Source organism: Brevibacterium sp. Lmc1 (assembly GCF_057654315.1).
Genome location: NZ_CM172803.1, coordinates 1,156,018 through 1,174,679 on the forward strand (window position 1 = coordinate 1,156,018; position 18,662 = coordinate 1,174,679).

At 64.3% G+C, this 18,662-nt stretch carries 13 protein-coding genes and 1 tRNA gene; 7 read left to right on the forward strand and 7 right to left on the reverse strand.

Annotation, left to right across the window (positions count from 1 at the left end; all coding sequences use genetic code 11):
- Positions 1-3: 3 nt before the first annotated feature.
- Entirely contained in the window at positions 4-2,280 is a 2,277-nt protein-coding gene (locus AC239G_RS05000) for a DEAD/DEAH box helicase (RefSeq protein ID WP_434594208.1), read from the reverse strand.
- A gap of 34 nt (positions 2,281-2,314) precedes the next feature.
- On the opposite strand from AC239G_RS05000, the gene AC239G_RS05005 reads away from it, so the two are divergent.
- Positions 2,315-3,973, forward strand: coding sequence for a DUF7059 domain-containing protein (locus AC239G_RS05005; RefSeq protein WP_487489927.1), 1,659 nt, complete (start codon positions 2,315-2,317; stop codon positions 3,971-3,973).
- A gap of 168 nt (positions 3,974-4,141) precedes the next feature.
- Entirely contained in the window at positions 4,142-6,964 is a 2,823-nt protein-coding gene (topA, locus tag AC239G_RS05010; protein ID WP_487489928.1) for a type I DNA topoisomerase, read from the forward strand.
- A 250-nt stretch (positions 6,965-7,214) separates the two neighbouring features.
- Here the strand turns inward: topA and AC239G_RS05015 are convergent, their stop codons facing one another.
- Both AC239G_RS05015 and AC239G_RS05020 read right to left on the reverse strand, forming a co-directional pair.
- A complete protein-coding gene (locus tag AC239G_RS05015; RefSeq protein ID WP_139468696.1) occupies positions 7,215-7,709 on the reverse strand; it encodes a GNAT family N-acetyltransferase in 495 nt (164 codons plus the stop codon).
- Positions 7,710-7,802: 93 nt separating this feature from the next.
- Complete coding sequence (locus tag AC239G_RS05020) at positions 7,803-8,558, reverse strand: lipoate--protein ligase family protein (RefSeq protein WP_229664002.1); 756 nt, start codon at positions 8,556-8,558, stop codon at positions 7,803-7,805.
- 109 nt (positions 8,559-8,667) lie between these two features.
- Here AC239G_RS05020 and tmk point away from each other — a divergent pair, with 109 nt between their 5' ends.
- Positions 8,668-11,556, forward strand: coding sequence for a dTMP kinase (gene tmk, locus AC239G_RS05025; protein WP_487490106.1), 2,889 nt, complete (start codon positions 8,668-8,670; stop codon positions 11,554-11,556).
- A 1-nt stretch (position 11,557) separates the two neighbouring features.
- Positions 11,558-12,715 carry a DNA polymerase III subunit delta' gene (locus tag AC239G_RS05030; protein WP_139907200.1) on the forward strand — a complete coding sequence of 386 codons (1,158 nt, stop codon included), beginning with the start codon at positions 11,558-11,560 and terminating at the stop codon, positions 12,713-12,715.
- Positions 12,716-12,756: 41 nt separating this feature from the next.
- Here AC239G_RS05030 and AC239G_RS05035 read toward each other — a convergent pair whose 3' ends face one another.
- Complete coding sequence (locus AC239G_RS05035; RefSeq protein WP_487489929.1) at positions 12,757-13,875, reverse strand: M20/M25/M40 family metallo-hydrolase; 1,119 nt, start codon at positions 13,873-13,875, stop codon at positions 12,757-12,759.
- 210 nt (positions 13,876-14,085) lie between these two features.
- Between AC239G_RS05035 and AC239G_RS05040 the strand changes: the two genes are divergently transcribed.
- Positions 14,086-14,158 (forward strand) — tRNA-Thr (locus tag AC239G_RS05040).
- An 84-nt stretch (positions 14,159-14,242) separates the two neighbouring features.
- On the opposite strand, the gene AC239G_RS05045 is transcribed toward AC239G_RS05040, so the two are convergent.
- Both AC239G_RS05045 and AC239G_RS05050 read right to left on the reverse strand, forming a co-directional pair.
- Entirely contained in the window at positions 14,243-14,791 is a 549-nt protein-coding gene (locus AC239G_RS05045; protein ID WP_487489930.1) for an ureidoglycolate lyase, read from the reverse strand.
- 8 nt (positions 14,792-14,799) lie between these two features.
- Positions 14,800-15,480 carry a DUF2848 domain-containing protein gene (locus tag AC239G_RS05050; protein ID WP_139468692.1) on the reverse strand — a complete coding sequence of 227 codons (681 nt, stop codon included), beginning with the start codon at positions 15,478-15,480 and terminating at the stop codon, positions 14,800-14,802.
- 138 nt (positions 15,481-15,618) lie between these two features.
- Here AC239G_RS05050 and AC239G_RS05055 point away from each other — a divergent pair, with 138 nt between their 5' ends.
- On the forward strand, positions 15,619-16,989 hold the full coding sequence (locus AC239G_RS05055) for an MFS transporter (protein WP_487489931.1): 1,371 nt from the start codon (positions 15,619-15,621) through the stop codon (positions 16,987-16,989).
- Between the two features lie 76 nt (positions 16,990-17,065).
- Here AC239G_RS05055 and AC239G_RS05060 read toward each other — a convergent pair whose 3' ends face one another.
- On the reverse strand, positions 17,066-17,710 hold the full coding sequence (locus AC239G_RS05060) for a GntR family transcriptional regulator (RefSeq protein ID WP_172173881.1): 645 nt from the start codon (positions 17,708-17,710) through the stop codon (positions 17,066-17,068).
- A 68-nt stretch (positions 17,711-17,778) separates the two neighbouring features.
- On the opposite strand from AC239G_RS05060, the gene AC239G_RS05065 reads away from it, so the two are divergent.
- The gene (locus tag AC239G_RS05065; RefSeq protein ID WP_487489932.1) at positions 17,779-18,609 is read left to right on the forward strand and encodes a carbon-nitrogen hydrolase family protein; all 831 of its coding nucleotides are present in this window, start codon (positions 17,779-17,781) and stop codon (positions 18,607-18,609) included.
- Positions 18,610-18,662 lie beyond the last annotated feature (53 nt).

Genomic DNA, 18,662 nt, shown 5'->3' on the forward strand with positions numbered 1-18,662 from the left:
TCGCTACCTGAGCACGGTGCGCAGCAGCCTCAGCGCAGCGTCCTTCTCCAACGGTTCGTTGCCGTTGCCGCACTTCGGCGACTGCACACACGACGGGCAGCCGTCGATGCACTCACATGCGGCGATGGCATCCCTTGTCGCACCCAACCATTCTTCGATGACCTCGCTGCCGCGTTCGGCGAAACCGGCACCACCGGCCAGACCGTCATAGACGAACACTGTCGCCAGTCCGGTGTCGGCATGCAGAGCCGTCGACACTCCGCCGATATCCCACCGGTCGCAGCCGGCGAAGAGCGGCAGCAGACCGATCGAAGCATGCTCGGCGGCATGGACGGCTCCGGGCAGGTCTCCGGAGACGACTTCGGCCTCGTCGAGGACGCTCTGCGGAATCGTCCACCACACGGCCTTCGTCCGCAGCGTGCGCTCCGGCAGGTCGAGCTCGTGTTCGGCGATGATCGCTCCACCTCGCTTGGCCCGCATCCGGTAGGCGACGACCTGATCCTTGACGTCGACGGTGCCGCTGCACACTGCCACCCCGGAGGGCAGAACCCGCTGCGCATCGGTGTCGACGATCGAGATCTCCGTCTGCGAGCGCGGCTGAGTCGTGTAGTCGACCTCGGCACGTTCGACGGCGACGATCCGGTCCTCGAGGTCGAGATCGAGGACGGTGAAGTCGATGCCCTGATGCGTGTACACCGCGCCCGGATGGGCTCCCGTATGTGCACCCGATTCGTCGACCGTGCCCAGCAGAGTGCCGGTGCTCGCTTCGACCAGGCTGAATTGTCCGCCGCCGGAACCGCGGATATCGGACAGGTCGGTCGCCGGTTGGTCTTTTGCCCAGAACCATCCGGTCGGCCGTGCTCGCAGCATCTTCCGCTCCACGAGATCGTCGATGACCTCGGACGAATCGTCCGGGAAGTGCACGAGATCGGCCGCCTTCAGAGGCACCTCGGCGGCGGCCGCACACAGGTGACCGGAAAGCACGTGCGGATTGCCCGGATGGATGACGCCGGCGTCGACGGGGGAGTCGAAGATGACTTCGGGGTGGTGGACGACGAAGGTATCGAGCGGATCATCGCGGGCGATGAACACAGCCATCCACCGTTGCCCGGCTCGGCCCGCGCGTCCCGCCTGCTGCCATAGGGACGCCAAGGTCCCCGGCCAGCCGGAGATGATGACCAGGTCGAGTCCGGAGATGTCGATGCCCAGCTCCAGAGCATTCGTCGACGCCACGGCCAGCAGCTGACCCGAACGCAGAGCCGTCTCGAGCATCCTGCGCTCTTCGGCCAGATACCCGCCCCGGTATGCCGCGACCTTGCCGGTCAGGGTCTCGTCCACCTCACCCACCTGGTCACGGACCGTCTGCGCCAGGGCTTCGGTGCCTCGGCGGGAGGCGATGAACGTGATCGATCGATATCCGGCGCACATGGAATCGGTGATGACATCGGCGGCCTCGACGAGGCCGCTGCGCCGGTCCCCGCCCGGTGACACAGGAGGCTCCCACAGTGCGAAGCTGCCTGCTGCCCGGGGTGAAGAATCCTCGGTCACCGCGTTTGCGGGCCGCCCGGTCAGCTTCGCAAAGGCTGCGTCCGGGTCCGCCATCGTCGCCGAGGCTCCGATGACGACCGGGGCAGCCCCGTAGTGGGCGGCGATGCGCAGCAGGCGGCGGAGGATGAGTGCGACGTGGGACCCGAACACTCCACGGTAGCGGTGGGCTTCATCGATGACGATGAAGCGCAGGTTTTTGAACATCCGGGCGAAGCGTTCGTGCTGGGGCAGAATGCTGCGGTGGAGCATGTCCGGGTTGGTGAAGATGATGTTCGCATGCCGTCTCGCCCAGTCCTTCGAGACCTGTGAGGTGTCCCCGTCGTAGCTGGCGGGACGCATGCCCTGGATGACGAATCGTTCGAGTTTGGCCAACTGATCGGCGGCCAGAGCCTTTGTCGGAGCGATGTAGATCGCCGAGGCGGTGCGCAGCTTCCCGCGAGTCGATTGGATCGCTTCGAGCACCGGCAGCCAGAATCCCAACGACTTGCCCGACGCGGTGGGGGTGGCGATGACGACGTCGGAACCGTCCCTGGCCGTCTGCGCCGCCTCGAGCTGGTGCTGCCACAGAGCGTCGACGCCGATGGAATGACATGCGTGCTTGAGTTCCTCGTCGATCCAGTCCGGCCACTCGGCATCCCGTTCGAAACGCTGCGGGATATCGCGGACATGGACGATCCGCTCATCCCGGGCACCGAAACCGGTGACGATGTCGAGAAGAGCAGAGGAGGCCATGAGTCAATTATGGCGCAGTCGCTAGGATTCTTCTGTGACTGATCTGCCGTTGGCCCACCTGGGCGAGACCCTCTACCGTTCCGGATACACCGAACCACAGCTGCGCCAGTTCTGGGGTGGTCCGACCTCGGAGGCGCTGCTGCGCAACAACGCCGCACCCGCCATCCACCACTGCGCCCGGACGCTGGCGGACCAGTCGTCGACGGCCGCCGACCGTGCCATGGCCAGCGCGGCGCTGCTCTTCCACTTCCACCGCACAGTCCCGGTCGCCCAGGTCCGCGCCCTGCTGGGGGAGTCCTTCGACACCGCCGCCGAGGCGGGGCTGATCACCGTGGACGACGATGAGGTGACCGCCCCCTTCGCCCTGACCCCCTATGAACTTCCCGTGGGTGTTCCCCGCGGCTTCCGTCCCGGGGACGAGAACCTCTACCTCGTGGCCGACCACGGCACCCTGACCACACCGGATGTCCTCGACGGCGAGTTCGTACTCGGACTCGGCGGAGCCGGCCGGACACTGGTGTCGATCACCCCGCGCGACCACGTCGGGGTGGCCGCCGACATCGGCACCGGCTGCGGAATCCAAGCTCTGCTGCTGACCCGCCACAGCGACCGAGTCATCGCCACCGACATCTCCCACCGGGCCCTGCGTCTGGCCGAACTCTCGGCCGGACTCAACGGTGTGACGACGATCGAATTCCGGCACGGCTCGCTTCTCGAACCATTGCAGGAACCCGTGGATCTGCTCGTGTCGAATCCGCCGTTCGTGATCACCCCGCGCAGCACGGACACCACCTTCGAATACCGGGACGGCGGAATGACTGGGGACCGACTCGTTCGGGAGCTCTTCACCCGGATCCCTGAGAACCTCGCCCCGGGCGGACGCAGCGTCTGCCTCGGAAACTGGGAAGCCGCCTCGGGGAAGGACGAAGGACCGGAGTCCTGGGTCAGCGATGACGACACGTCAGTGTTCGTCATCGAACGCGAAGCCCTGGACCCCATCGCCTACGCCGAGACCTGGATCCGCGACAGCGGGATCCCTCGCGCCAGCACCGCCTGGAACGACGCAGTCGCCGCATGGCTCGACGACTTCGCCACCAGAGCTGTGGACGAAGTCGTCTTCGGGTACGTGCTGATCGCGAAGTCCGATAACGATGTGCCAACGATTGGTACCGAAGATCCCGCGATCGGCGACGTCACCTCGGACGTCGACCGCGGAACGTCGGGGACGGCCGAGGGAGTGTTCAAGACCCGGGTCAGAGTCACCTCGGCGCCGGCGAACAATCCGCACGGACTCGCAGAGTTCCTCACCACGATCATCGCGATCCGGTCGTGGCTGGCAGCGGCCGGACCGGAGGAGATCGCCGCGACTGCTTTCACACGCTCTCCGGACCTCGTCGAACATCGCCATTTCCTTCCCGGAGCGCCGGAACCCAACTCGATCACCTTGGAACAGGGGATCGGCTTCGGGCAGGTCTTCGACCTCGACACGGCACTGGCCGGATTCGTGTCCGTCGCGGATGGGACGCTGACCCTGCGACAGACGGCCGGGGCCTTGGCCCAGCTTCTCGAGGTCGATCCCACGGCTCTGGAAGATCAGCTCGTGGCGCAGGTCAGAGCCCTGTGCGCGGCGGGTGCACTGCTGCCCGACGGCGGTTCGATCGGGACCTCGACGACTGGGACGTCGGCGGAATAGGGATAGGATCGGAAACCGTTGACCCCGTGTCCGAGCCGAGATCGGACGAGGTCCGGGCAGCATCCGGGCCGCAAGTGCCGATGAGGAACGTGTCCGTTCAACAGTGTTACATTGGGCCGGATCGTCCGTTGCAGCGGGCAGCTGATGCCGTGAGAGGAATGTGAAAGCGTGACCACAACCGAGAAGAAGCCCCGTCGCCTCGTCATCGTCGAGTCTCCGACGAAGGCGCGAACGATTGTGGGATACCTCGGCGACGGTTATGACGTCGAGGCCTCCGTCGGTCATATCCGCGACCTGCCCACCCCTTCGGAGCTGCCCGCCGATATGAAGAAGGGGCCGTACGGAAAGTTCGCTGTCGACGTCGACAACAACTTCGATCCCTATTACCGGATCGATCCGGGCAAGAAGAAGAAGGTCACCGAACTCAAGCGTCTGCTCAAAAACGCCGACGAACTCTATCTGGCAACGGATGAGGACCGCGAGGGAGAGGCCATCGCCTGGCATCTGCTCGAAGTCCTCAAACCGAAGATTCCGGTCAAACGCATGGTCTTCCACGAGATCACGCCTGAGGCGATCGAACGGGCCCTGGAGAACACCCGCGAAATCGACACCTCGCTCGTCGACGCGCAGGAGACCCGCCGCATCCTCGACCGTCTCTACGGCTACGAGGTCTCACCCGTGCTGTGGCGCAAGATCCGTGCCGGGCTCTCGGCCGGACGTGTGCAGTCCGTGGCCACCCGCCTCGTCGTCGAACGCGAACGCGAACGCATGGCCTTCGTGCCCGCTGACTACTGGGACCTCGATATCGATCTCGGTCTGCCGGACGGGACGAACCCGTTCGCTGCGAATCTCACCACACTCGACGGATCGCGGGTGGCCAGCGGCCGTGACTTCAACGACAAGGGCGAGCTGAAGAACACCTCGGCGACGATCGTCGACCAGGCGGGAGCGGAGTCGTTGGCCACGGAGCTGAACGGCAGCGCCAAGGATGCGCTGACGGTGACCGCGGTGGAGTCGAAGCCGTACTCCCGGCGCCCGGCCGCACCCTTCACGACCTCGACCCTGCAGCAGGAAGCCGGACGCAAACTGCGCATGAGCGCTCGTCAGGCCATGCGCACCGCTCAGTCGCTGTACGAGCACGGCTACATCACCTATATGCGTACCGACTCCTCGGCGCTGTCGGGTCAGGCCATCGCTGCCGCCCGCAAGCAGGTGACCGAACTCTACGGTCCCGAATTCGTTCCGCAGTCGCCGCGCCAGTACGCGAGCAAGCAGAAATCGGCGCAGGAGGCCCACGAGGCGATCCGTCCCGCCGGTGACTCCTTCCGCACCCCGGCACAGGTGTCCAAGCAGCTCAACGGCGACGAGTTCCGTCTCTACGACCTCATCTGGAAGCGCACCGTCGCCAGCCAGATGGCCGACGCGAAGGGCAAGACCGCGACGATCAAGGTCAGCGCTGCTCTCGCCGACGGCCACGAAGCCGGTTTCAGCGCCAGCGGCACCGTCATCACCTTCCGCGGGTTCCTTGCCGCCTATGAAGAGGGCCAGGACGCGTCCCGCTACGACACGAAGTCCGGAGAATCGCGGCTGCCGCAGGTCGAAGAGGGCCAATCGCTGTCGGTCGTCAAGGCCGAAGCCGACGGCCACACCACCGCTCCGCCGCCGCGCTTCACCGAAGCCAGTCTGGTCAAGCAGCTCGAAGAGCTCGGCATCGGCCGACCCTCGACCTATGCTGCGACGATCTCCGTCATCCAGGACCGCGGCTATGTGACGACTCGCGGCAACGCATTGGTACCCAGCTGGTTGGCGTTCTCTGTCGTCCGCCTGCTCGAAGAGCACTTCACCGGTCTGGTCGACTACGCGTTCACCGCTGATCTCGAATCCGAACTCGACCGGATCGCGATGGGCGAGGAGGATCGCAACGACTGGTTGGCCGGATTCTACTTCGGTGACAAGACCCAGGACCGTGAAGGACTCAAAGCCATCGTCGACGACCTCGGCGATATCGATGCCCGCGAGGTCAACACCGTCGCCATCAGCGAGGGCGTGAACCTGCGCGTGGGCCGCTACGGTCCCTACCTCGAGGTGGCTTCGGAGAAAGACGGAGAGGACCCGAAGCGGGTCTCCGTCCCCGACGATCTGGCACCCGATGAGCTGACAGCGGCGAAAGCAGCCGAACTCATCGAATCCCAAGGCGACGGCGACCGCGAGCTCGGTGTCGATCCGGAGACCGGACACACCATCGTGGCGAAGAACGGTCGTTTCGGACCCTATGTCTCCGAGGTGCTGCCCGAACCCGAGGAGAAGCCGAAGCGGGGCGCGAAGAAGCCGAAGCCGCGCACAGGTTCCCTGTTCAAGTCGATGGATCTGAACTCGATCGACCTCGAGACCGCGCTCAAGCTGCTCAGCCTGCCGCGCGTGGTCGGTCAGGACGAAGAGGGCACGGACATCACCGCGCAGAACGGCCGCTACGGACCGTACCTGAAGAAGGGAACCGACTCCCGCTCCCTGACCGATGAGGAGCAGATCTTCAACATCACCCTCGAAGAGGCGCTGAAGATCTACTCAGAGCCGAAGCAGCGCGGCGGTCGTCGGGCCGCGGCACCGCTGAAGGAACTCGGCGAGGACCCGGAGACGAAGAAGCCCGTTGTCGTCAAGGACGGTCGCTTCGGACCGTATGTCACCGATGGTGAGACGAATGCGACCCTGCGCAAGGACGACTCCGTCGAAGCCGTGACGCTCGAACGCGCCGCGACTCTGCTCGCCGAGAAGCGCGCGAAGGGACCGGCGAAGAAGAAGGCTCCGGCGAAGAAGGCCCCCGCCAAGAAGACGACTGCGAAGAAGACGACGGCAGCCAAGACGACAGCCGCGAAGAAGACCACTGCGTCGAAGTCCACCGCCGCGAAGAAGACGACGGCTTCCACGAAGTCCACTGCGGCGAGAACTACGGCTGCGAAGAAGACGAGCACGGCCAAGCCGAAGACTCCCTGAGTCGACGTCCGCCGAGCCCGCGGCGTTCACCTGTCACTGCTTTCGCCACCTGCCTGATGGTCCGGCCGGTGGCGAAAGTCGTTTCTTCTCCTGTGGCCTGTGACACCCCGTGGCCTGTGATTGTTGGGTCGATCCACGGTGATCTCGACGTCGGAAACACCGTGGATCGACCCAACAATCGCCGTTTGCCGGCGCCGGCCACGTACTCCAGTGCTTCTGGGACGTGGACAGCAGTGCCTCAGGGACGAGGTCAGTCGCGCGACGAATCTGCGAAGTCCGTGAGCGCCTGGCCGTCGAGTCGGTAGGTCTCCCACTCGTCCTGCGGCTTCGCACCCAGCGATTCGTAGAACCCGATGGACGGGGTGTTCCATTTGAGCACGCACCATTCGAGCCGCGTCAGTCCGCGCTCCTGGCAGATCTGCGCCAGCCGGCCGAGCAGCGCCTTTCCGGCTCCCGAGCCGCGATGTTCGGGCAAGACGAAGAGGTCTTCGAGCCAGATGCCGTTCCTGCCCGTCCAGGTCGAGAACGAATGGAACCAGATCGCGATGCCGATGACCTCGCCGCCCGACTCGGCCACGAGACCGAACGTGTTCGCATGACCACCGTCGGGGAACATCACTGCCGCGAAATCCGCCTCGGTGGCCTCGACCGCATCCGGTTCCTTCTCGTAGACGGCCAGCGCGCGGACGAGCCGCAGGATCTCGGGCAGATCAGAGCGTTCTGCTTCACGAATGGTGACGGTCATGGTGTGTGCTCCCAAAGTCGTTCGGTCAAAGGAATTCAGTCTCCGCGGTTCGCGCGCTGTCCCGGCCTGTGCCGACCACAGCTTTCGCCGACCTCACAGCCGGTGCTTGTCCGCGTGGGCGGCTACTTCGGCCAGCTCCTCGGCGGTGGGGGACAGGGGCGAATCCGGATTCGCGTCGGCATAGTAGGCGGCGAACGCCTCGGCGACGGAATCGATCGTCACCTCCGGATGGACCTCGCTGATCGATCCGCCCGTGGACGGATCCCAGTCGATTCCGAGGGCGGCTTCGACATCGGTGAGTACCGCGCGGATCGGATCCGGGTCCTCGACGACGACGGACGACGAGAACAGCCAGGCACCGGAGACCACGCGCTGGGCGGTGCCGATCGCCTTGATCCGCCCGGCCACGTTGACGCTGTGTTCACCGGGACAGTATTCGCCGGGAATCTCGCCGAGGCGGGCATCGATGCCCAGCCCGCGCAGCACCTCGACATAGTCCTGGCCGAAACCGGTGAACCGTGCGTTGGTGTTCGTGATGAATGAATCACTCGGTTCGATGTGATCGATGACCAGCGAACCCGGATGGTATGCGGCCGCGCGCCCGCCGAGGCTGCGCAGGGCAGGCGTGAAACCGTGATCCCGGGCCGCTTCGATGGCGGCGGCGAAGCCGGGCAGGAAACGGTCCCTGGCACCGAACGCCAAGGTCGGGGCCGGTCGGTACATCCGCAGAGTCGCTCCGCGGCGTCCGGCCTTGACCGAATCGAGGAGGACGCGGGCGAATGCGAGTTCCTCCACGGGGCCCATGCCTTCCGCCGCCACCGTGGTCATCGCCAGTGAGTCTGTGTGCACGAGTTCAAGGGTAGAGGATCGGCAGGCCCCGGTCGGGTTCGGGTTGTCGCAGATCGCACTCGTTTCCAAGAGATATGTCAGTTCGGCCAGATAGTGTAGGGCTGTGAGCATGTTGACGACTACAGGACACCGACTGCCCGGAGCCCCCGGCCGCCTGGTCACCGAGACCGCCGCCTGGGGTGCCCTGATCGTTCTTGTCGCGATCAGCTACGTCGTGGCAGGAACCAGCGGACTCGTCGCGACGGTGGGCGGACGCGCCTACACCGCCATGGGAGAGTCTCTCAGCGCCGGAGGATTCGACAATCAGATGGGCAGTCTGTCGCTGCTCATCGTCTTCGCCCTCTCCTGCGCAGGTCTCTTCATCCCGGCCAAGGTCTTCGCCTCCCGACCGCCGGCGGTGCGCAAGACAGCTCTGAGTATCTCAGCGATCGTCGAAGCCGCACTTCTCGTCGTCCTCAGCCTGGCTCCCAGCGCGTGGTTGACCTGGGTCGCGGCCCTGTTCCTCGGCGCCGTGGTGGGTCTGCTCATGAGCATCAACCCCTTCAGGCACGAGAAGCCGTGGCGCCGTGTCGGCATTCCCGCGGCCGTCCTCGTCTTCGTCTCCTGCGCCTTCCAGATCCTCGGCGGCTCTGCAGCGGGAACTCAAGCGCTCGGCTGGGTGTCCCTGCTGGTGGGCATCGGCATGGCCGCCGGTTCCGTCATCATTTTCCTCACCCCCGAACGTGCCCTGCACGCAGAGTCTGCGACGACCGGGCAGTTCCCCGAACTCAAGGCCCGGGTCGCCCGCCCCGCCGAGGCGATCGCGAATCCGTGGGTGTGCATCGGCCTCTTCGCCGTCCTCGGCGCGACCTTCATGCTTGCCCAGCCGACGGCGATCGGCCACGGCTATGGTCAGGCCGGTTTCGCGCTCATCATCGCCTGCTGCCTCGTCGGGTGGGCCGTCGGATTCGAGATGGGGCCGACCTTCGCCCCCGGAATGTCCCGTCCGCGTGTGTCCACTTTCGCTCTGCTCGTCTCCGGTGTGCTGCTGCTCGCCACCGGCGCCATCAACGAACTCTCCGGCAAGGTCGTGCTCTCGGCCGCGATCGCGTTCCTCGTCGGCATCGGCGTGCGCGCTCAGCCCTATGACTTCTCCCGCCGCTACGGTGCCGTCGCGGGCGCCGGTCTGGCCTTGGTGATCAACGCCCTCGATCTCGGCGGCACGGTCGAAGTCGGTTCAAGTCCTGACTGGATCCTGGCTCCCAGCGACGTCGCGTTCCTCATCTTCGGCATCGCCGCCCTGGTCGCCGGAGTCATCGGACTCTTCACCTTCGACCCGCACAGACTGCAGGGGCTGTCCGTCGACATCGTCCACGGATTCCGCCCGCCCAGCCAGCCGGAGACTGCGGCCGGCGGACTCGGGAACTCGGCCGAACGCCTCGGCGCCGGATTCTTCATCGCCATCGAAGGCGGGGATGGTTCCGGCAAGACCACACAGATCAAACGCATCTCCGCGGCTCTGGCCGATGACGGCTATCACGTGGAGGCCACTCGCGAACCCGGCGGCACCGAACTGGGCACGAAGATCCGTTCTGTTCTCTTCGACTCCGACCCGCCGAGCTCGCGCACCGAAGCCCTGCTCTTCGCCGCTGACCGTGCCCACCATGTGGCCTCCCTGGTCGACCCCAGCCTCGACGCCGGAAACATCGTCATCACCGACCGGTACATCGATTCGACGATCGCCTACCAGGCAGCCGGTCGCAGCTTCGACGAGAAGACGATCCTCGCGCTGAGTCGGTGGGCCACCCAGGGGCTCGTACCGAACCTGACGATCGTCCTCGACATCGAACCCGAGGTCGCGGCCGAGCGGATGGGCAAGCGCGGCGACAGCAACTACCTCGACGACGAGAACCAGCAGTTCCACCAGCGCGTGCGCCAGACCTACCTGTCCCGCGCACACAAGGAACTCGACCGGTATGTCGTCCTCGACGCCTCGGTCGACGCCGATGAACTCACCGAGCAGATCCTCGCGGCCATCCGCGCTCGGCTTCCGCAGACCCTGGTCAAGCGCGACACCGGCACCGAGGCGCCCCCCGCCTCAACATCGAATGCTGAGCCCGACAGCGGCCCGGAACGCAGCTCCGTGCCGATCGCTGCCGTGGCCGCCGGAACCGTGCCTGACGACGACAAAGACGAAACATCCTCTCCCGACTCCTCCGCAGAAGTGGACGGTGCACCTGAGACTGCAGACGACTCTGTCGACAGCCGGGATACGGCAGATGGCTCCGCCGAGGATGACACCGATGCGAACGACACCGACGAACGCGATACGCGCGGCGAAGACGAGATGCACGAACGTGGACCGCGTTTCGTCCCCGCCTCCGGCGATCGCTTCGTTCCCTCTGCGGTCACCGACGCCGAGGCCGAGATCTCGGGTGCTGTTCCCACCAAACGCGTCGACCTCGGAGCGGATCTGCGAGAGGATCCGACCGCCTCGGCGAGTGAGGAACCATCCGGTGCTTCCAGTGCTCCGGGGGTCGCCGGTGAGGCCGCGGACCGGGACTCGGAGAACGACGAGGAGGAGCTCCCGTCGTTCCTCGAGCAGAAGGGTGCGCGCCGATCCGACGAGGATGATGCCACCACGGTGCTGCCGACCCATGGAACCAACTCCGACGCGATCATCGATGACAGCGACGATGCCGATGGTGTGCCGACGGACCGAATCGCCACGGATGAAGACGCGGAAACCCGCATCGTCAACCGTGTCGATCCCGAAGACGCCGAAACCCGCGTGGTTCACCGGGCCGATTCGAGTGCCGAGGCAGGTGCGGGTGGCGCAGACGAGGACTCGGCCGATGCCGGGGATGCGGAGACCACAGTGCTGCCGGTCCGCAGTGCCCGGGAGATGAGTCGTGAACGGCTGCAGGCGCAAGCCGAGATCGAACGGCAGGCTCGGGAACGTCTGCGCAGGCAGCGTGAACGCAGCAACCGCCGCTTCACCAACCCGGAGGATTCCTGAAGTGAGCGTCTTCGACGAACTCGTCGGCCAGGATGACGTCATCACCCAGCTCGGCTATGCCCTGGACAACCCGGCGGCGATGACCCATGCCTGGCTGTTCACCGGTCCTCCCGGCTCAGGGCGATCCAATGCGGCTCGGGCCTTCGCCGCGGCCCTGATCTCCGGTGGCACCGAATCGAACGACGTGACCGCCAGGGTGCTGTCGGGACATCACGAGTCGCTGACGATCATGTCGACGCAGAAGTCGGTCATCTCGATCGAAGAGGTCCGCGAACTCGTATCCAAGGCTCAGTCGTCGCCGGTGAACTCGAAATGGCGTGTCGTCATCATCGAAGATGCCGATCGGATGATGGAGCGGACGGCGAACGTGCTGCTCAAAGCCATCGAAGAACCTCCTCCGGGAACTGTGTGGCTGCTGTGTGCACCGAGCCCGATCGATGTGCTGACCACCATCCGATCGCGGTGTCGCCCGGTACGCCTGCGTATTCCTTCTCGGGAGGCCGTGGCACAGCTGCTGATGCAGCGTGACAGTGTCTCGGAGGATCGTGCCCATTGGGCTGCGGCCGTGGCTCAGAACCACATCGGGCGCGCGAAATACCTGGCGCTCAACGAGTCGGCCGACGCCGAACGCAAACAGATCCTCGCCATCCCCGGCAAGCTCACCTCGGTGGGGGCGACGATACGTTTGGCCGGTCGCATCGTCGACGCAGCGGCAGAGACCGCGAAGTCACGAGTCGAAGAGCGCAATGCCGCCGAGCGGACTCAGCTTCTGACCACATTGGGGGTCGAAGGGGAGAAGACGATTCCGCCCTCGGCCAGAGCGCAGATCAGAAAGCTCGAGGAAGAGCAGAAGCGCCGTTCGGTGCGGGCCCGCAACGATGAGCTCGACCGGATCTTCCTCGAGCTCATGAGCCTCTACCGTGACATCCTCATGTACCAGCTGGGGATCCGAGACGGGTGGATCAACGCCGGCGAAGTCGATCTCATCGCCGAACAGGCGAACCGGGACGGCCCCGACACCACTTTGCTGCGCATCGATGCGATCACCGAGGCCCGGCAGCGCCTGCAGACGAACATGTCGCCCGTGCTCATCGTCGAAGCAGCCTTCGTGCTGCTGTCGAACCCCTGGCTGCAAGAGGACCGCACGGGCGCACTCTGATCGCCGACGGTTGGGCGCGCCGGGGGAATGGCCGAAGACGCTCAGCCGTCGCCGAGGAGTTCTGCTACGAGTGCTGCGGTGAGTTCGATGCGGCGGGGAATCCAGATCTGCAGAGCGTGTTCGGTCCGGGCGTGGGAACCTCCGCCGACGGTGCCGAGGCCGTCGAGGGTCGGCGTCCCGACTCCGGCGGTGAAGTTGCCGTCCGACCCGCCGCCGACTGCGACTGACCGCAGCGGGGGATGCCCGAGTCGTCCTGCCAGTCGTTGGGCACGGGCATACAGGCCCATCGCCATGTCCTCTTCGAGCGGGGCGCGGTTGATTCCGCCTTTGAGTTCGATCTTCGCACCGGCCACGCTGGGCGTCAGGGCGCGCAGAGCCTCATCGATGCGCACCTGTTCATCCGCCGAGGCTGCCCTGGAGTCGATGCCGACGACGGCTTTGGCCGGTACGGTGTTCGTGGTCGATCCGCTGGTCATCACGGTCGGGACTACAGAGGTCCCGACAGAGGGTTTGTGCAGTGCAGCGATCTCGATGACCTGGTTGGCCACTTCGATGGTGGCGTTGATGCCCTTCTCCGGTTCTACTCCGGCATGCGATGCCAGACCGGTGACTTCGAGCTGGTAGATCGCCACGCCTTTGCGAGCGATCTTGACGGCACCGTCGGCGGCACCGCTTTCGAACACGAGGGCGGCCTTCGCTCCGCGCGCTTCGTCTTCGATGATCTGCCGGGAGCCAGGGGAACCGAGTTCTTCGTCGGCAGTGATGAGGAGGCTGACGCCATCGAGATGGCCGAGTTCGGCGCGGACCTTCGCCAACGCGTAGATGGCGATGAGCAGTCCGCCCTTCATGTCATCGGCGCCGGGTCCGCGAACAACTCCGTCCTTGACCGAATACGGAAAATCAGCGAGCGTTCCCGTCGGCCAGACGGTGTCGTGGTGGCCGATGAGCACGACTTTGCGCGGTCCGGTGCCGAAGCGCCACAGCACATGCGGGTGGCCGTCGGTCTCGACGATCTGAGGTGCGGCACCGAGCATTCCGGTGCCGATTCGCGAGACGAGCCGTGCACTGCGGGCCAGGGAAGAGAGGTCGTTGGAGAACGACTCGCATTCGATGAGCGCCTGGAAATCACTCATGAAATCGTCGGAGTCGAACTCTGCCATGGATGTCTCACCTTCTCGCTTGTCAGCCAACTGTTCTTTCAAGGTTAACTGGTGCCCGGTCGCGGCCCGGCGGCACCCGCTCAGGGGCGGGCCAGGTGGTCGATTGTCGCCGTCCGTCGAGGGGGTGACGAAGCTCTCTGCCGGAACCGCCCTGGAGGGTGATCGTCGTTTTGACCGCTGGCAGAGAAGTTGGCTAAAGTTGGTTCGGTTGCCGCCTTAGCTCAGTCGGCAGAGCGATTCACTCGTAATGAATAGGTCGCGGGTTCGATTCCCGCAGGCGGCTCGGCAACAGCCCCTCCCACCAGGACAGACTCTGGTGCGGGAGGGGCTTTCTCGTGGCCGAAGTGCCTGTCAGGCGCGGACCCTCTCAGCCGGGAGGCGGAGCGAAGAAGGTCTCACTTGCTTGGCAACCCGTCTGCAGGCTGCGGCTGAGATCGTCGGTGGTGCTCACTCGGCTGACCATCAGACACAGCGCTTCGCCATCGACGGACGTCGTCGTGTGAAAGCTGCCTGGAGACATGACGATTCCCTGCCCCGGGCGGACAAGAAACCGATTGACCGTTCCGTCGTCGACATCGTCTCGGAACAAGTGCTGGACGATCGTACCGGTGATCGGAATGAGCGCCTGCTCCGTGAGCAGATGCGCTTCGAAATCCTCCGGTGGCTCTGCGCGGTCGTAAGATACCCACAGCAGATCGGTCGTTCCGTCGGCGCCTGGTTCAAAAAGGGAAGCACGGAAGAACGAGGTCGCTGCTGACAGGAATGCTGACGAACCGGGCACCTGCTGGGCGTGGAAATCCATCACCCTGCCGAACGGCGCGAAGGCTTCCGGCGTCAGCTCGAGCATTCCGTCCCCCGCGAGGTCGGAGTTCTCGCGCCGACCCAAGGTCACGTGAGAGCGGGAAGGAGACTTCACGGTTCACTTCACCCGACCGGCTCAGGCATCTTTTCCACGGTGTAGGACATTTCGATGCTGTCCTCGGTGCGCGGGTCGAACAGGCGCACTCGCCAGAGTGAGGCGAACTGGTCAACACCTTCAGCCATGGGGATGGTGCCAGAGATGAGGACGGTGCCCGGCTGCGCGACCTCCTTGGCCTTGAGTTCGTCAAGCCAATAGCTCGGAGGCAGCAGATCGGCAAAGCTTCCATCCTGAAGCTGTGATTCGACGCCACCCGCATCAGTGACGAAGGACTCGATGCGGATCTCGTCGATGTGATCGGCAATTTCCTCATAGACCCATGCACGCTTGGCCAGAATGTTCGGTGCAGCATTCTTGCTCCATGCCACTCCATACACTTCGAGGTCGCGATCGGTCTGATCGCTGGCTGCGGTGATGAGTACGCCGCGGTCCGATACGACCAGCGCCCATTCCGCCTCTCCAGAAGATTTTCCGTGCTGGACCGTCACGGTCTCAGCCTGCTGAGCAAGGTAAGGAGACACGGGGTATAGGGCGGGCACCTGGCTGGGGCCAGGTACTCCGAGAGCGGCCAACTCGTCAATGTGATGCTGAACCGCTTCTTGGTTTCGACCGGCATAGCCCGCGTTGAGAAGCCTGTCGACGTGTACGTCAACGGTGGTCTTGTCCGGGAGTTCGAAGGTAAGCATCGTGTGTTCTTCCTTGTCGTCGATGAGGTTTCACGTGATGTTGTCTCATTGTATACAGCCTGTATACTGTTAGCGCAATCACAGTTCTTGCCGCAGAGTCGCAGGCGAGCATTGTCCAGACAGATGAAAAGGATTGCTATGCAGAGTGCATCAACAACCCGTCCGCCGGTGGCGCGGAAGGATCTCATCAAGGCATTCGCCGCCAGCCTGAGCGGCACCACGCTCGAGTGGTACGACTTCGCCATCTATTCGGCAGCGGCGGCCATCGTCTTCCCCGTGCTCTTCTTCCCTTCGGGCGACCCGATGGTCGGCGTGCTGTTGGCCTTCTCGACCTATGCAGTCGGCTACGTCTCTCGGCCGTTGGGCGGAATCGTCTTCGGCCGCCTCGGCGACAAAGTCGGTCGAAAGAAAGTCCTGGTCTGGACTCTTGTGCTCATCGGAGTCTCGACATGTCTCATCGGCATCCTTCCGACCTACCAGAGCATCTCCCTGTGGGCTCCGCTCTTACTGGTGCTCCTGCGTTTCGCTCAGGGCATCGGTGTCGGCGGTGAATGGGGCGGCGCTGTCCTCCTGTCTAGCGAATACGGAGATCCGCGCTATCGCGGCTTCTGGTCGTCAGCTGCTCAGATCGGACCTCCGGCCGGCAACCTCATGGCCAATGGTGCCTTTGCGGGTCTGACTCTCGCCCTCAGCGAAGAGCAGTTCTTCGCTTGGGGCTGGCGTGTGGCGTTCCTCGTGTCGGCGGTGCTCGTGCTCTTCGGTCTGTGGATCCGTCTCAAGCTCGAAGACACCCCGGTATTCAAGGCAGTCGAACAGTCGGGTGAGCGTCCCGAGAAGCCGATCACAGAACTTCTGCAGACCGAGTCGCGCCCGCTGTTCTCGGCGATCCTCGCCCGCATCGGGCCCGATGTCACCTACGCACTCTTCACAGTCTTCACCCTCGCCTACGGCACGATTGTGCTCGACCTCGACCGGACCACGGTGTTGGGCGCGGTCATGCTCGGCTCAGCTTTCCAGGTCATCTGCATCCCGCTGGCCGGCTACCTCTCAGACATCATCAACCGGCGTCTTGTCTATGGTGTCGCTGCGGTGGGCGCAGTGGCGTGGACCTTCGTTTTCTTCACCAAGCTCGAAGCAGGAGACGCCACCTGGATGTACGTCGGCATCCCCGTCGGACTGTTCTTCCACTCGCTCATGTACGGGCCGCAGGCGGCGTTCGTCGTCGAGCAGTTCACACCTCGACTGAGGTACACAGGTTCGTCACTGGCATACACCATCGCCGGTGTGCTCGGCGGGGCGATCGCTCCGATGATGTTCACGCTGCTGCTCGACAACACCGGAACCTGGGTCTGGGTGGCCGTGTATTTGGCCGGAGCCGTGACTCTCACGCTGATCGGTCTGATCATGGGACGCAACAACAACGTGCAGGAGGACGTCGACCATCTTGAGAAGCTCGCCGCTGCGCAGCGTTCGACTGAAGTCATCGATGAGGCGGCGCCGAGTCATTGAGTTCGGTCAGTCATGTGCTCCGACTGCGACTAACAGTCGGGGCACATGACTGGCCTTCTCGCGGCGAATGTGGCACTCAGCGGGACAGCAGCAGATTCTGCGTCTGAGTGATGTGCTCGCAGATAGCGTTGGTAGTCGCCTCGGCATCACCGGAGCGCAGCGACTCAAGGATCTGGGAATGTTCTTCGAGCACCTGTGCCGGACGGTCGGCGCTCGTCCAGGTTGCAGAGATGCCGAAGCGGACGTGTTTGACTCGCAATCGGGTGTAGATGTCGCTGAGCACCCTATTGCCTGCGGCATCGACCATTGCGGCATGGAAACGCTGGTCGAGACTGATGAAATCCGGAATCGTGTCGTCGGCGACCGGCAGCTCCACCTGCTGCTGGTAGAGGTCATCCATGGCTGCGATCGGCGCTTCTCCGGATGCCAAGATCTGCCGAGCGGTCTCGAGCTCGATCATCTGCCGGACCTCCATCGTCTCGCGGATCTCTCGATCGTCACTGGGCCGTATGTATGCCCCACGGTGCGGAATGAGGTCAACGAGGCCGTCAGAGGCGAGCATGATAAGCGCTTCACGAATTGGGGTGCGGGACAGGCCGAACCTCTTGACCAGATCCCCTTCGGTCAGGAAGGTGCCTTGTATAGCCGGGTCCGTCAGTACGAGGTCGCGCAGGCGCTCATAGGCAGTCCGGCGTGCAGCGGGACCTGACGATGTTTGCATACAACCCACCTTAGTCGTTTGCCGGATAACCAGCATCGGCCACGACAAGAGAAAAAGAGGAGAGATACATGAAGATCGCAATGGTGCAGATGAACTCGACTGGGGACCAGCAGGAGAATCTCGACCGAGTCGCCGAGCACACTGCCTCGGCAGTTCGGAAGGGAGCTCGCCTCGTCGTCTTCCCTGAAGCTGCCCAGATCGCTTTCGGGAACGACCTGGCGCGTGCGACCGCTGAGGATGACGGTCAGTGGTCTGAGTCGATTGCGCAGATTGCTGCAGAGAACAACACTATAATTGCTGTCGGTGCCTTCCGCGCGGGTGAAAATGGGACGGTGGTCAACACTCTCATCGTGCGCGGAGTCGACGAAGGCCGCGAGATCAGTGTCGACTACGACAAGATCCATCTCTACGATGCATTCGGACATCGCGAATCGGACACAGTGACTGCAGGGGAGTCGGTGCGCACTTTCCGCCTGGCCGGACTCACTTTCGGCCTGGCCATCTGCTATGACGTACGTTTCCCGGCACTGTTCACAGCTCAAGCTCGAGCAGGCGCAGATGCGATCATCGTCGCGACCTCATGGGGCGCGGGCCCTGGAAAAGCCGAGCAGTGGAAGCTGTTGGGTCCAGCCCGCGCCCTGGATTCGACCGCTTACGTGCTCGCCTGCGACCAAGCCGACCCTGCGGTCACAGGAATTCCGGTGAAGGACGGCAGTCCGACGGGGATCGGACACTCCTATGTGGCGTCACCGAACGGCACGCTGATCGCCGAGGCAGGGCGAGGTGAGGAGATCATCTTCGCTGACATCGACCACAGTCGAGTGGCGGAAATCCGTGGGACCCTGCCTGTCCTTCAGAACTCGCGTCTTGAAGGTGCCCTTTTCGTCGAGGGCGTCTGAACCGACTCGCCTCGGCCAGCAGGCGAAGAGACGGATGACTTCGGCCGCCGGTC

Coding starts and splice junctions, on each gene's coding strand:
- AC239G_RS05000 (WP_434594208.1), bottom strand. CDS start 2,280: ATGGCCTCCTCTGCTCTTCTCGACATCGTCACCGGTTTCGGTGCCCGG.
- AC239G_RS05015 (WP_139468696.1), bottom strand. CDS start 7,709: ATGACCGTCACCATTCGTGAAGCAGAACGCTCTGATCTGCCCGAGATC.
- tmk (WP_487490106.1), top strand. CDS start 8,668: ATGTTGACGACTACAGGACACCGACTGCCCGGAGCCCCCGGCCGCCTG.
- AC239G_RS05035 (WP_487489929.1), bottom strand. CDS start 13,875: ATGGCAGAGTTCGACTCCGACGATTTCATGAGTGATTTCCAGGCGCTC.
- AC239G_RS05050 (WP_139468692.1), bottom strand. CDS start 15,480: ATGCTTACCTTCGAACTCCCGGACAAGACCACCGTTGACGTACACGTC.
- AC239G_RS05055 (WP_487489931.1), top strand. CDS start 15,619: ATGCAGAGTGCATCAACAACCCGTCCGCCGGTGGCGCGGAAGGATCTC.
- AC239G_RS05060 (WP_172173881.1), bottom strand. CDS start 17,710: ATGCAAACATCGTCAGGTCCCGCTGCACGCCGGACTGCCTATGAGCGC.
- AC239G_RS05065 (WP_487489932.1), top strand. CDS start 17,779: ATGAAGATCGCAATGGTGCAGATGAACTCGACTGGGGACCAGCAGGAG.